The organism is Herbidospora cretacea (assembly GCF_001570605.1).
Classification (GTDB): domain Bacteria; phylum Actinomycetota; class Actinomycetes; order Streptosporangiales; family Streptosporangiaceae; genus Herbidospora; species Herbidospora cretacea.
The window spans coordinates 520,546-534,351 of the sequence record NZ_BBXG01000001.1 but is presented as its reverse complement, the minus strand read 5'-3'; the positions used below and the strand labels follow the sequence as shown (position 1 = coordinate 534,351).

The window sequence follows — 13,806 nt, the reverse complement described above, 5'->3', positions numbered from 1 at the left end:
ACTCTAATTAAAAGGAAAGCTTCCTATTAGTTGGACGGGAACCCCCTGTTCCCGGCGCGTCCCCGCCGCATCCCCTTCCCCCCGGACGTGGAGTAGCACGATGAGAAGACTCCTGACCCTCTTACTGGCGATCGGTGCGCTGATCCTGCCGCTGATGTTCGCGCAGAGCGCGGCCTACGGCGCGGTGACGGTCCCCCTGCGGGCCAACGCCAACGGCCCGGCCCTGACCGACGGCGGCGGCAACGCCTGGCTCGCCGACAAGGCCTATTCCAGCGGCAGCTGGGGCTATGAGACGTCCTACGGCTCCGGCTCCACCGGCAGCGCGATCGGCGGCACCACCGACGACGCGCTCTACCAGAACTACCAGCTCTTCAGCGGCTGGGGCGGCTACAAGTTCGACGTCGCCAACGGCACCTACCAGGTGACGGTCAAGATGGTCGAGGACTGGGCGAACGCGGCCGGGCAGCGGAAGTTCGACATCCGCGTCGAGAACACCGTGGTCCAGTCGGCCTTCGACGTGTTCGCCGCCTGCGGCGCGCTCACCGCCTGCGATCGCACCTACACCGCGACCGTCAGCGACGGCCAGCTCAACGTGCAGTTCAACATGAACGGCGGGGCCAACTACGCCATCGTGTCGGCCATCCAGGTCACCGGCGGCACCGGCGGCGGCGACACCACCGCGCCCTCCACGCCCGGCGGCCTCGCGGTGACCGGCGTGACCAGCAGCAGCGTCTCGCTGTCGTGGAACGCCTCGACCGACAACGTCGGCGTCACCGGCTACCTCGTCTACCGGGGCGGCACCCTCGTCACCACCGTGACCGGCACGACCTTCACCGACACCGGCCGCTCCGCGAACACCGCGTACACCTACCAGGTCCGCGCCCGCGACGCCGCGAACAACCAGTCGGGCCTGTCGGGCAGCGTCACCGGCACGACCAGCGGCACGGGCGGCCCCGACACCACCGCGCCGTCGACGCCGGGCGGCCTGACGGTGACCGGGGTGACCAGCAACAGCGTCTCGCTGTCGTGGAACGCCTCGACCGACAACGTCGGCGTCACCGGCTACCTCGTCTACCGGGGCGGCACCCTCGTCACCACCGTGACCGGCACCTCCTTCACCGACACCGGCCGCTCCGCGAACACCGCGTACACCTACCAGGTCCGCGCCCGCGACGCCGCGAACAACCAGTCGGGCCTGTCGGGCAGCGTCACCGGCACGACCTCGCAGACGGGGACCGGCGGGAACAAGAAGCTGCTCGGCTACTTCGTGCAGTGGGGCGTCTACCAGCGCGGCTACCACGTGAAGAACATCGTCACGAGCGGCTCGGCCAGCAAGCTGACGCACATCAACTACGCGTTCGGCAACGTCCAGAACGGCCAGTGCACCATCGGCGACAGCTACGCCGACTACGAGAAGGCCTACACCGCCGCCGAGAGCGTCGACGGCGTGGCCGACACGTGGGACCAGCCGCTGCGCGGCAGCTTCAACCAGCTCCGCAAGCTCAAGGCCGCCTACCCGAACATCAAGATCCTGTTCTCGTTCGGCGGCTGGACCTGGTCGGGCGGCTTCGGCCAGGCCGCGCAGAACGTGACCGCCTTCGCCAACTCCTGCTACAACCTGGTCGAGGACCCGCGCTGGGCGGACGTGTTCGACGGCATCGACATCGACTGGGAGTACCCGAACACCTGCGGGCTGTCCTGTGACGCCTCGGGCTTCGCGGCCTTCAAGAACATGATGCAGGCGCTGCGCACCCGCTTCGGGAGCAACAACCTGGTCACCGCGGCCATCACCGCCGACGGCACCTCCGGCGGCAAGATCGACGCGGCCGACTACGGCGGCGCCGCGCAGTACCTCGACTGGTACAACGTCATGACCTACGACTACTTCGGCGCGTTCGCCGCGCAGGGCCCGACCGCCCCGCACTCGCCGCTGACCAGCTACTCCGGCATCCCCAACGCCGGGTTCTACAGCGACAACGCGATCCAGAAGCTCAAGTCGAAGGGCGTGCCGGCGTCCAAGCTGCTGCTCGGCATCGGCTTCTACGGCCGGGGCTGGACCGGCGTCACCCAGGCGACCCCGGGCGGCAGCGCCACCGGCGCGGCACCCGGCACCTACGAGGCGGGCAACGAGGACTACAAGGTCCTCAAGAACACCTGCCCGCCGACCGGCACCATCGCGGGCACCGCCTACGCCAAGTGCGGCAGCAACTGGTGGAGCTACGACACCCCGTCCACGATCACCGGGAAGATGACCTATTCGAAGGACCAGAGTCTCGGCGGCTCGTTCTTCTGGGAACTCAGCGGTGACACGAGCAATGGCGAACTCATCACGGCCATGAAGAACGGCCTCGCATAATCACGTGAAATCACGGGATCCCGGACATTATGTCCGGGGTCCCTTTTTCGATCTATTGGTTGAAATATCTACTACGATCATCGCCTCAGGGACCCCCGGACTCACTGGAGGAGAACCGATGCGCGCGGTGGTCGTCAGGACGTACGGGGGCCCGGAGGCCCTGCTGACCGTGGAGGTTCCGGCCCCCGAGCCGGGACCGGGCCAGGTCCGCATCACGGTCGAGGCGGCGGCGGTCAACCCCGTCGACCTGTTCATCCGCGGCGGCGGCCTGCTGATGCACGGCGCCCCCGCGCGCGAGCAGACCGGCATGGGCTGCGACGTCGCCGGGGTCGTGGACGCCCTCGGCGAGGACGTCACCGGCGTCGAGGTCGGCGACCGCGTCCTGGCCGCCTCCACGTGGGGCGGCTTCAACCGCGACTTCGGCCCCTACGCCGACCAGGCGGTCATCGCCGTCGACGAGCTCGCGCCCGTCCCCGCCGAGTGGCCCGCCGAGCGGGCGGCCGCTCTGCCCCTGCCGGGCCTGACCGCGTGGCAGTGCCTCGACCTCCTCGGCCTGCCCGAGGGCTCGACGCTGCTGGTCACCGGGGCCGCCGGAGGCGTCGGCGCCATGCTGGTGCAGCTCGCCACGCTGCGCGGTCTCACCGTCGTCGCCCTGGCCCGGTCCGGCGACGAGGCCTACGTCCGCGAGCTCGGCGCCCACTACTTCGTCGACGACATCGAACTGGTCCGCGAACTGCTGCCCGAGGGCGTGGACGCGGCCGTCGACCCCGCGCGGCTGGTGCAGCCCGCCCACGACGCCGTGCGCGACGGCGGGAAGTTCATCGCGGTGGTCGTCGACGGAGGCCCCGAGGACGGCAGGGGCATCGAGTCGCAGGTCATGTGGGCCCACTCGGCGCGCGAGCAGCTCGACGCGCTGGTGGAGCTGGTGGACGCGGGCAAGGTCAAGGTCCCCGTGGCGGCGACCTATCCGCTCACCGAGGCGGCCGCCGCGCACACGCGGATGGCCGAAGGCGGACTGCGCGGACGGCTCGTTCTCCTGCCGTAATCCTGACAATCTGGAATGCTGCCGGTCATATGCGCGTAACCGTCACGCCCTTCGGCGAACCGCTGACCGGCCATTCCGCCCCCGTCGCCGGGGTGGCCATCCATCCCGGCGGCGATCTGATCGCCACCTCCGACGACTCCGGGCTCGTCCGCTACTCCACCGGCGTGGAGATGAGCGGGTCCCCGTACACGATGACCCTGGCCTTCCACCCCGACGGCCACCTGCTGGCGGCGGGGGGTGAAGACGGCACCGTCCGCCTGTGGGACCTCGACGGCCGGCCGGTGGGCGAACCGCTCAAGGGCCACGACGACGTGGTCACCGCGGTCGCCTTCCACCCCGACGGCCACCTGCTGGCCAGCGCGGGCTGGGACCACTCGATCCGCCTGTGGGACCCGGTGACCCGGATGCCGGTCGGCGACCCGCTGACCGGGCACACCGGCCGGGTGACCGAGATCGCCTTCCACCCCGCCGGGCACCTGCTGGCCAGCGCCGCCCAGGACGGCACGGTCCGCCTCTGGGACACCGGCACCGCCCAGCCGCTCGGCGACCCCCTCCCCGGCGAGGGCGTCGCCTTCCTCGCCGGGCAGCTCGTGGTCGTCGGCGCCGACCGCCTCGCCCGGGTCGACGGCCAGGTGATCATCCCGGAACCCGTGTCCGGGCTGGCCGGGTGCGGCGACGTGCTGGCCTCGGTCAACTGGGACGACTCCATCTCCCTGTACGACCTGAGCGCCGCCCCCCTCGCCCGGCTGACCGGCCATCCGGGGGTGGTCCAGGCGGTGGCCCTGAGCCCCTCGCTCCTGGTGGGCGTCGACGACGGCGGCTCCGTCCTGCGGTGGCGGGTCGGCGGCCTCCCCGAGGCCGAGGCCCCCGACCGCGTCGCCCGGCTGCGCCGCTCGCTGGTCACCCTCCAGCACACCCACGCCGTGGCCCGGCGGGTCCGCGACGACCTCAACCGCCGGCTGGAGGAGCGCGACGACCTGGTCCGCCGCCTCACCGCCCGGGTCGAGGAACTCGAGAACCGGATGACCTCGGCGGTGGTCGCCCGACGGCTGACCGGGCACGACGCGCCCGTCCACGGGGTGGCCTTCCACCCGCGCGGCCACCTGCTCGCCACCGCCGACAAGGCGGTGCGGCTGTGGGACCCGGTGACCCGCGACCAGATCGGCGACCCGCTGCCCGGCGGCCCGGTCGTCGCCTTCCACCCCGGCGGCCACCTGCTGGCCGCCTCGTGCGCCGACCACACCGTCCGGTTGTGGGACCCGGAGACGCGGCGGTTCTTCGGCGAACCGCTGGCCGGGCACCTCGCGCCGATCACCTCGATCGCCTTCCACCCCTCGGGCGACACGATCGCCGCAGCGGGCGAAGACGGCACGGTCCGCCTGTGGGACACCGTCTCGGGCCGCCCGCTCGGCGAACGGCCGGGCGTCTTCGCGGTCTTCGCCGGCGAGGACCTCGTCGTCGACGCCATGGCGGCCCGCGGCCACCTCGTGGCGACGGCCCTGCCGGGAGGCGCGGTCAGGCTGGAGAACCGGCGGACCGGCGCGGCCCGCGACCTGACCGGCCACACCGCAGAGGTGCGGGCGGTCGCGTTCGACGCCACCGGCGGGATGCTGGCGACAGGGGGCGGTGATCGTACGGTCAAGATCTGGGACACGACCAGCGGCGCGGAACTGCACCGCCTCACCGGCCACACCTCCGCCGTCAACGGCGCCGCCTTCCATCCGGACGGCCATCTGCTGGCCACGACGTCCGACGACTGCACCACCCGGCTGTGGCCGACCAGGCTCGGCGGGGACGCGGGTCCGGCAGAATGGGCCGGAGCCTAGGGAGAAGGAAGATCGTGATCCAGTCGATCAACCAGCGGATCGCCGATGAACTCGGCGTACGTGAGCGGCAAGTGACCGCGGCCGTCGATCTGCTCGACGGCGGCGCGACGGTGCCGTTCATCGCCCGCTACCGCAAGGAAGCGACCGAAATGCTCGACGACGCGCAGCTGCGCTCGCTGGAGGAGCGGCTGCGCTACCTGCGGGAGATGGAGGAGCGCCGCGCCGCGATCCTGGAGTCGATCAGGTCGCAGGGCAAGCTCGACGACGCGCTCGAGGCGCAGATCATGGCGGCCGACTCGAAGGCTCGCCTGGAGGACATCTACCTCCCCTACAAGCCGAAGCGCCGCACCAAGGCGATGATCGCCCGCGAGGCCGGTCTCGAACCGCTGGCCGACAAGCTGCTCGGCGACCCGACGCTCGACCCGGCGACCACGGCGGCCGAGTTCATCGGCGAGAACGTCGCCGACGCGGCGGCGGCCCTGGAGGGCGCCCGCGCAATCCTGATCGAGCGCTTCGGCGAGGACGCCGACCTGATCGGCACCCTCCGCGAGTCGATGTGGACGCGGGGGCGGCTCATCTCGTCCGTCCGCGAGGGGAAGGAGGAGGCCGGGGCCAAGTTCTCCGACTACTTCGACTTCGCCGAGCCGTTCACCAAGCTGCCCTCCCACCGCATCCTGGCGATGTTCCGGGGTGAGAAGGAGGAGACGCTCACCCTCACGCTGGAGCCCGAGGAGCCGGCCGAGGGCCCGACGACGTTCGAGCAGCGCATCGCGGCCCGGTTCGGCATCTCCGACCAGGGCCGCGCGGGCGACAAGTGGCTGAGCGACACCGTGCGGTGGGCGTGGCGGACGCGCATCCTCGTCCACCTGGGCATCGACCTGCGGATGCGCCTGTGGCAGGCGGCCGAGGACGAGGCGGTCCGGGTCTTCGCGGCCAACCTGCGCGACCTGCTGCTGGCCGCCCCGGCCGGGACCCGCGCGACGATGGGCCTCGACCCCGGCCTGCGGACCGGCGTGAAGGTGGCCGTGGTCGACGCGACCGGCAAGGTCCTCGACACCGCGACCATCTACCCCCACGAGCCCAAGCGGCAGTGGGACCAGTCGCTCGCGGTGCTGGCGGCGCTCTGCCAGAAGCACCAGGTCGAGCTGGTCTCCATCGGCAACGGCACCGCCTCCCGCGAGACCGACAAACTGGCCGGCGAGCTGGTCGGGCTGGTGCCCGGCCTGACGAAGGTCATGGTCTCCGAGGCCGGCGCGTCGGTCTACTCGGCGTCGGCGTTCGCCTCCCAGGAACTCCCCGGCATGGACGTGTCGCTGCGCGGCGCGGTCTCGATCGCCCGGCGGCTCCAGGACCCGCTGGCCGAACTGGTCAAGATCGACCCGAAGTCGATCGGCGTCGGGCAGTACCAGCACGACCTGGCCGAGCAGAAGCTCTCCCGCTCGCTCGACGCCGTGGTCGAAGACTGCGTGAACGCGGTCGGGGTCGACGTGAACACCGCGTCGGCGCCGCTGCTGACCCGGGTGTCGGGCATCGGCTCGACGCTGGCCGACAACATCGTCCAGCACCGCGACGCCAACGGCCCGTTCCGGTCGCGGACGGCCCTGAAGCAGGTCCCGCGCCTCGGCCCGAAGGCGTTCGAGCAGTGCGCGGGCTTCCTGCGCATCCCCGGCGGCGACGACCCGCTCGACGCCTCCAGCGTCCACCCCGAGGCCTACCCGGTGGTCCGCAAGATCCTCACCACCACCGGCAGCGACCTGCGCACCCTCATCGGGAACACCGCCGCGCTGCGCTCGCTGAAGCCGGCCGACTTCGTCGACGGCACCTTCGGCCTGCCCACGGTGACCGACATCCTGGGCGAACTGGAGAAGCCCGGCCGCGACCCGCGACCTGCCTTCAAGACGGCCACCTTCAAGGAGGGCGTCGAGAAGATCTCCGACCTGACGAAGGGCATGCTGCTGGAGGGCGTCGTGACCAACGTGGCCGCCTTCGGCGCGTTCGTCGACGTCGGCGTCCACCAAGACGGGCTGGTCCACGTGTCGGCCATGTCGAACACGTTCGTCAAGGACCCGCGCGACGTGGTGAAGCCGGGCGACATCGTGCGGGTCAAGGTCCTCGACGTCGACATCCCGCGCAAGCGCATCTCGCTGACCCTGCGCCTGGAGGACGAGCCCGCCCGCAACCAGGGCGGCCAGGCCCCGCGCCAGGAGCGGGGCGGCGACCGGCAGCCCCGCCAGGACCGCCAGCCGCGTCAGCAGCGCCAGCAGCAGGACCGGCGCCAGTCGTCCCCGCCGCCGAGCGGGGCGATGGCCGAGGCCCTGCGCCGCGCGGGCCTCACCGACGACGGCCGCAAGAAGCGCTGACCCAGGTGGTTCTCCGAACCCACGCCTGACCCGGGCGGCCCGCAACGGCGGAGCCGCCCGGCAACGACCGGGACCCGCCCCGACCTTGTCAGGGTCGGGCGGCCGCGCTCGTTTCTCCGCCGGCAGCGGGCGGTGGTCGGGCTTGCCGATCAGGTGCCGAACAGGCCGTAGGAGCCGTGGACCACGTTCGACTTCTTCGTCATGCGCGGGTAGCCGGGGCCTTCGAAGATGATCTTCGTGTAGACCTCGTCGCCGATGTCGAGCAGCGGGCCGTTGTCCTCGTCGAGGTACTTGGCGCAGAAGAGGGTCAGGTCGGAGACGATGAACAGCCCGCCGCCGTTCTTGTCCGACACCGCGCTCAGTGAGGCCTTGGGACCCTTGTACATGCGGTTGTCGTAGGCGGGGTCCTCGCCCCAGATCTCGACGCGGGCCGTCGCGCCGTTGTCGATCAGGTACTGCGCCTGGGCGTTGGTCATCCCGATCTTGCCGACGGTGAGGACGCGGCAGTCGTTTCCCGTCTTGAGCTCGGTGACGGTCAGGCGGGCGGTCAGCTTGCCGGGTTCGTCGGCGGCGTGTGCGGGCGCGGCCAGCGCCAGGGCCGCCGTGGCGGCGGCCCCGAGCGCGGCGGCCACGCGGGTGATCTTCTCAAGGGGGGACATCGTTTCCTCCGGCGCCTTCTGACGACTGATGCGCAGTCACCGTCGGGCGGCGGCCTTGCAGCGCGCTTGAGGATCGGGCGCTCCCCCTCGCCTGGGCAGCGTTCCGCCAGCGTGCGGCCCCTCTACCGTGTGGGCCACTCCAGCACGCCACTTTCGCCCACATATGGCTGGAGCTGGTCGTATGGCCGGCCAGGCGGAGCCGTAACGGAGAAAGCTTTTGAAGGTGCGGCGGGACAGCCCGCTACGGCGGGCGGCCGGAGCGGGGCGGCGGAGTGGTCAGGCGGCTCGCTCCGTGGTGGCGATCTCGGCGAGGACGTCGAGGGAGATGCCCAGGGCCGCCGCCAGGGCGGCGACGGTGAAGAAGGCCGGGGTGGGGACGCGGCCGGTCTCGATCTTGCGGAGCGTTTCCGGGCTGATGCCGGCGGTGGCGGCGACCTCGGTCATGCTGCGGTCGCCGCGGGCCTGGCGGAGGACGGCGCCCAGGCGGTTGCCGCGCTCGTGGTCGAGTTCGGTGAGTGGTGGTCGGACCATGCTCGGGATCATAGCAAGCTGTGATAACAATACCGGTATAAGTATTGGGCTCACGGGAGAAAACCATGGTTGAGATCAAGACGGCCGCCGAACTGGAGGCCATGCGCGAAGCCGGACGGGTGGTCGGCAGCGCCCTGGCCGCCGTCCGGGAGGCGATCCGCCCCGGCGTGCGGCTGACCGAGCTCGACGAGATCGCCGCCACCGTCATCCGGGAACACGGCGCCAAACCCGCCTTCCTGCACTACCACCCCGGTTTCGCGCCGACCCCCTTCCCCGCGGTCATCTGCGCGTCGGTCAACGACGTGATCGTCCACGGCATCCCCGACGGCTACCGCCTGCGCCAGGGCGACCTGCTCAGCGTCGACTGCGGCGCCTACCTGAACGGATGGGCGGGCGACTCGGCCTTCACCGTCATCGTCGGCCCCGGCAGCCAGGCCGACCTCGACCTCATCGCCGCCGCCGAGAAGGCCCTGGCCGCGGGCATCGCCGCCGCCGTCCCCGGGGCGAGGCTGGGCGACATCGGCGCGGCCATCGCGTCCGTCGGGCGGGCCGCCGGCTACGGCATCCCGCAGGACTTCGGCGGTCACGGCATCGGCCGGCACATGCACGAGGACCCCCACGTGGCGAACGAGGCGCGGCCCGGGCGGGGCATGGTGCTGAAGGCGGGGATGACGCTGGCGATCGAGCCGATGTTCACGGCCGGGGGCAAGGATCGTTACCGCACGGCCCGGGACGGCTGGGCGCTGCACACGGTCGACGGCAGCCAGGCCGTCCACGCCGAGCACAGCATCGCGATCACCGACGACGGGCCCCGGGTGCTGACCCTGCCGTAGAAGCCATCCGTTCCGGCCACTGCTCCGAATGCGATGGTATGGAGAGCATGCCGCACACGACCGTACATCCCGCCCACGGCGCCACCCGTCTCGTCGCCCTGGTGCTCCATGGTGGCCGGGAGACCAGTCTCGCCCCCACGACGGCGTGGCAGGCGGCCGTGCTGCGGATGGTGCCGTTCGCCTGGGCGCTGCGGAACGCCGGAGCGCGGCGGGGCGTGGCGGTGTGGCGGGTGCGGTATCGCGTGCGCGGCTGGAACGGGCCCGCTCCCTCGCCGGTCGCGGACGTGACGGAGGTGCTGGAGCAGGTGCGGCTCGCGCACGGGATCGACGTCCCGGTGGTGATGGTGGGGCACTCGATGGGCGCGCGGACCGCCTTGCGGGTGGCCGGGCACCCGAACGTGCGGGGGGTGGCGGCGCTGGCGCCCTGGCTGCCCAAGGGTGAGCCGGTGGAGCAACTGCGGGACCGGCGGTTGCTGCTGGCGCACGGGACGGAAGACCGGATGACCTCTCCTCGGGCGACGCACTATTACGCCGAGCGGGCCCGGGAGGTGACCAGGGACGTCGAGGTGGTGGACGTGCCCGGGGAGAACCACGCGATGTTGCGGAATCCGGGCTACTGGCACGGCCTGGCGTCGGACTTCGCGCTCTCGTTCCTGGCGACTTCACGTTGAAGCCCAGACCTCAGGGAAGCTCCGCACAGGTGGGAAAGCCGGGCAGGACGGTTCGTGCCCATCAATCCTCGGGTTTCCGAGGACAGGGCGGGTTGAGCCGGTCGGAGAGCCACCCGGTCACCGTGGTGACATAGCTGACGCGGTTGGCCGGCCGCCGGAACTCGTGCCCCTCGTCATCGAAGATCAGCCGGTCACACGGCACGCCACGGGCGGCGGCCGCCGCCATCACCTGTTCGGCCTCGTGGAGTCGAACGCGCGCAGCGGTGACAGGGCGCGCAGCAGGTCGCGGTCGGTGACGGGGTGGCCGTACTCGCTGACGGCGGCCTCGGCGATCCAGGGCTGGGTGCGGGCGTAGAAGGTCTCGAAGTCGGCCAGCCGGGACCGCCAGGAGACGCGGGCCGAGGTGACCACGTCGGCGGGGTTGGCGGGAGCAGCCGTCCCGCGACGGACATGTGGCGGTGTCCGCGGGGAGCGTCCCGGCGAATTCGTCGGGACGACCAAACGCCGGAGGCCGTTCAGACGACAGTGCAGTGTGATGCTGCTGACTTCCCCCAAGCACGACACGTGGGCGGCGCTGGCCGCTCTCGCTGCGGGCGTCATCGCCACGCAGTCGACCGCACTGATCGCGGGCACGCTGACGGCCTGGACCGTCATGCGCCTGCTCGCCGAATGGCAGGCGCGACGCACCCTCCTCGCCCTCGCCCGCACGGCCCCCGCCGGGCTGATCACGATCTGGCGGAACGCCTCGCGGGAACCTGCCGTCCATCTGGTCTGGGGAACCGACCCCGACCAGCACAGCCGGCAGTCAAGGACATGACGTGGAGCCCTCCGCATCCCGGCCGGAACTCACCAAGAGGCAACGCGAGCAGGTGGAGGACTTCTACCGGCAGGAGGCCGCCGACCTGCACAGGTACGCCTGCTGGACCCTCGGGGGCCGGGCGTCCGAGGCGTGGGATCTCGTGCAGACGACCTTTCACGAGGCCATCCACGCCTGGCAGGTGGTCGGCCTCCACGGTCCCGACCGACGCAGACGGTGGCTGCGCCGGGTGCTCAAGAACAAGAGCTTCGATCTCAGGAGGAGACCGGACGTGATGCCCCTGACCGACGACGTCCCCCACCCACACACCCGATACGACGACGTCGGCCACCGTGCCGAACTCGCGATCGCCCTGGACGGGTGCCGGAGGGTGATCGCCTCGATGCCCCCGATGCGGCAGGCGGTCGCCTCCCTGGTCTGGGGAAGGTCGTGGACCACCGAGCAGGTCGCCGAGCACCTCGGCGTGACCCCGAGCACCGTCCGCGGACACCTGCGGGAGGCGCGCAGGCAACTGAGAGCCGACATCGGCCACCTGATGCCGTTCCTCGACGACGACGAAGAAGGACAGGAGCCCGCTCCATGAACCGCGAGGAGCCGACACCGCTCACACTCGCCGAACTCTACCGGCGGGCCCACGCCACCGATGAGTTCGCCCCCTTCGATACCGAACGTGGCCTGGACGACCTGAGGACATGGATCGATCGGCAAGTGGACATCGTGGAGGAACCCGCCGTGGTGCGAGGCCCGCAGGGGGGACTCCGCGGCCGCCGCGACCTGCTGGAGACGCTGGTGGCCCTGGCGCGCCGGCCCGAGGACGGCCCGGCCGTTCTCATGGGACAGGGCGGGACCGGGAAGTCCTCACTGGCCGCGGCCCTGGCCGAGCAGGCGCGAGGCTGGGACCGACAGGTGTGGTGGATCTCCGCCGCCGACCAGGCCGGATTCTTCGCGGACCTGGCCGAAGTGGCGCGTGACCTGGGCGGATCCCACACCGACCACGAATCGATCACCAAGGGGACGGCCGACGCCTCCGACCGGCTCTGGCGCCTGCTGGAGAACGCCCCGCAGGAGTGGCTGCTCGTCATCGACAACGCCGACGACCCCTGGATGCTCGCCGCGGCCGACTCACCCGCGGGGGTGCAGGACAGCCGGGGCTGGGCGCGCGCGTCCCGTCGCGGTCTGGTCGTGGTGACCAGCAGGGAGACCGACCCGCGTGTGTGGGGAGCCGCTCGGTGCTTCGTGGTCGGCCGCCTCAGCACGACCGACGCCGCCCTGGTCCTGCGCGATCTCGCGCCGGACGCGGGAGACGAGACCCAGGCTCAGGACCTGGCACGCCGGCTCGACGGACTGCCGCTCGCCCTCACCCTGGCCGGGACCTACCTGGGCTCCGAGACCGCGCAGTGGCCGACCTTCGCCTCGTACGCCCACGCGCTCGACGACGTCACCGGGACCATGGTGGCCCGCACCACGGAGATCTCCCTCGACGGGCTGGCCCGCCACGGCCTCCCCCAGGCCCGGACGCTGCTGCGACTCGCGAGTTGCTACGCGTCCACGTCGATCCCGACGCGCATCCTCCCCGCGACCGGCCTGGCGGAGGCGCTGGACGGGCTGAGGGACGTGGGCCTGATCGAGCGGAGTTCCACCGCGATAACGCTCCATCCCGTCGTCACCGCCACCAACCGCGCCCACATCGAGGGATCGGAGGTCTGGCACACCGCGGTCGAGCGGCTCGCCGCCGCGCTCAAGGAACTCCGCATCGACCAGCCGGACCACTGGACGCCGGACCGCTGGCCCCATTACCGGCAGCTCGGCCAGCACCTGCTGGCACTGCTCGACGACGCCGCCGGACAGGTGGACACGGAGCACCTCGCGCTGCTCATGGACGCCGTGGCCCACATGGCCGGGGCCTTCAACTGCAGCGGCGCCGGGAAGGCCACCGAGATCCTGTGCCGGGCCGCCCTGGCCCGCTGTCCGGCGCTGGGCGAGGAGCATCCCGCGGTGCTCAGCGTCCGGCACAACCTCGCCTGGGCGGTCGCCTACGGAGGAAAGCCGGCCCAGGCGGAGGCGATGTTCGGCGAGGTGTTCGGCATCCGGCTGCGTGTGCTCGGCGAGTCCCATCCCGCCACTCTGGAGAGCCGCCACGAGTTCGCCTGGATCGCCACCTGCCTGGGCAGGTGGGCGGAGGCCGAACAGCGCTACCGGGACACCCTGTCCGACAGCCTGCGCCACCTGGGCCCCGACGCGCGGGCCACCCTGACCACGCGCCACGAGCTGGCCCACGCGATCGCCCGGCAGGGCCGCCTCGACGAGGCGCGCACCGCCTTCGAGAACGTTCTGCCGGACCGGCGGCGCGTCCTCGGCGAGGACCACCCACAGACCCTGCAGACCGAGCACGAACTCGCCTGGATCACCGCCAGGCAGGGCAGATGGGCTGAGGCCGAGGCCATGTACCGCCGCCTCCTCGACCTGCGCCGGGCGCTCGAGACCGACCATCCCCAGACTCTGCTCACCCTGCACGAGCTCGCCTGGACGATCGCCCGCCAAAGCCGCTGGGCCGAGGCGGAAGCCCTCTACCGGCGGGTGGTCGAGCGCCGCAGCCGAACCCTGGGCGACGACCACCCCGACACCGAGGCGAGCCGGCAGGCGCTGAACGAACTCCTGCGGGGCCGCATCGCCGACGCCGACCACCTCGCCTGACCCCATGGAGGTCC

Annotated in this window: 12 protein-coding genes; 9 read left to right on the top strand and 3 right to left on the bottom strand. The window is 71.6% G+C overall.

What is annotated here, in order from left to right; genetic code table 11:
* Positions 1-100: 100 nt before the first annotated feature.
* The 4 genes from AW270_RS37370 (at position 101) to AW270_RS01630 (ending at position 7,587) form a co-directional block, all read left to right on the top strand.
* A complete protein-coding gene (locus AW270_RS37370; protein ID WP_082801211.1) occupies positions 101-2,356 on the top strand; it encodes a glycosyl hydrolase family 18 protein in 2,256 nt (751 codons plus the stop codon).
* Positions 2,357-2,474: 118 nt separating this feature from the next.
* Positions 2,475-3,401, top strand: a complete 927-nt coding sequence (locus tag AW270_RS01640; RefSeq protein WP_061289625.1) for an NADP-dependent oxidoreductase — start codon at positions 2,475-2,477, stop codon at positions 3,399-3,401.
* A 29-nt stretch (positions 3,402-3,430) separates the two neighbouring features.
* Complete coding sequence (locus tag AW270_RS01635) at positions 3,431-5,227, top strand: hypothetical protein (protein WP_061289621.1); 1,797 nt, start codon at positions 3,431-3,433, stop codon at positions 5,225-5,227.
* Positions 5,212-7,587: a Tex family protein gene (locus AW270_RS01630; protein WP_061289618.1), complete on the top strand. Its 2,376-nt coding sequence runs from the start codon at positions 5,212-5,214 to the stop codon at positions 7,585-7,587. Before AW270_RS01635 ends, AW270_RS01630 begins: the two co-directional genes overlap by 16 nt.
* 149 nt (positions 7,588-7,736) lie before the next feature.
* Here the strand turns inward: AW270_RS01630 and AW270_RS01625 are convergent, their stop codons facing one another.
* The gene (locus AW270_RS01625) at positions 7,737-8,246 is read right to left on the bottom strand and encodes a hypothetical protein (RefSeq protein WP_061289615.1); all 510 of its coding nucleotides are present in this window, start codon (positions 8,244-8,246) and stop codon (positions 7,737-7,739) included.
* 276 nt (positions 8,247-8,522) lie between these two features.
* The gene (locus AW270_RS01620) at positions 8,523-8,777 is read right to left on the bottom strand and encodes a helix-turn-helix domain-containing protein (RefSeq protein WP_174549832.1); all 255 of its coding nucleotides are present in this window, start codon (positions 8,775-8,777) and stop codon (positions 8,523-8,525) included.
* Positions 8,778-8,842: 65 nt separating this feature from the next.
* On the opposite strand from AW270_RS01620, the gene map reads away from it, so the two are divergent.
* Entirely contained in the window at positions 8,843-9,610 is a 768-nt protein-coding gene (gene map / locus AW270_RS01615; RefSeq protein ID WP_061289611.1) for a type I methionyl aminopeptidase, read from the top strand.
* A 47-nt stretch (positions 9,611-9,657) separates the two neighbouring features.
* A complete protein-coding gene (locus AW270_RS01610; protein ID WP_061289609.1) occupies positions 9,658-10,281 on the top strand; it encodes an alpha/beta hydrolase in 624 nt (207 codons plus the stop codon).
* A 225-nt stretch (positions 10,282-10,506) separates the two neighbouring features.
* Here AW270_RS01610 and AW270_RS40950 read toward each other — a convergent pair whose 3' ends face one another.
* Positions 10,507-10,692, bottom strand: coding sequence for a hypothetical protein (locus tag AW270_RS40950; protein WP_061289606.1), 186 nt, complete (start codon positions 10,690-10,692; stop codon positions 10,507-10,509).
* A gap of 124 nt (positions 10,693-10,816) precedes the next feature.
* Between AW270_RS40950 and AW270_RS01600 the strand changes: the two genes are divergently transcribed.
* Genes AW270_RS01600 through AW270_RS01590 form a run of 3 tightly spaced genes read left to right on the top strand, consistent with a single transcriptional unit; the run spans position 10,817 to position 13,792 of the window.
* Complete coding sequence (locus AW270_RS01600; RefSeq protein ID WP_061289603.1) at positions 10,817-11,098, top strand: hypothetical protein; 282 nt, start codon at positions 10,817-10,819, stop codon at positions 11,096-11,098.
* 1 nt (position 11,099) lies between these two features.
* Complete coding sequence (locus AW270_RS01595) at positions 11,100-11,681, top strand: RNA polymerase sigma factor (RefSeq protein ID WP_061289600.1); 582 nt, start codon at positions 11,100-11,102, stop codon at positions 11,679-11,681.
* Complete coding sequence (locus AW270_RS01590; RefSeq protein WP_061289597.1) at positions 11,678-13,792, top strand: tetratricopeptide repeat protein; 2,115 nt, start codon at positions 11,678-11,680, stop codon at positions 13,790-13,792. Before AW270_RS01595 ends, AW270_RS01590 begins: the two co-directional genes overlap by 4 nt.
* Positions 13,793-13,806: the final 14 nt, after the last annotated feature.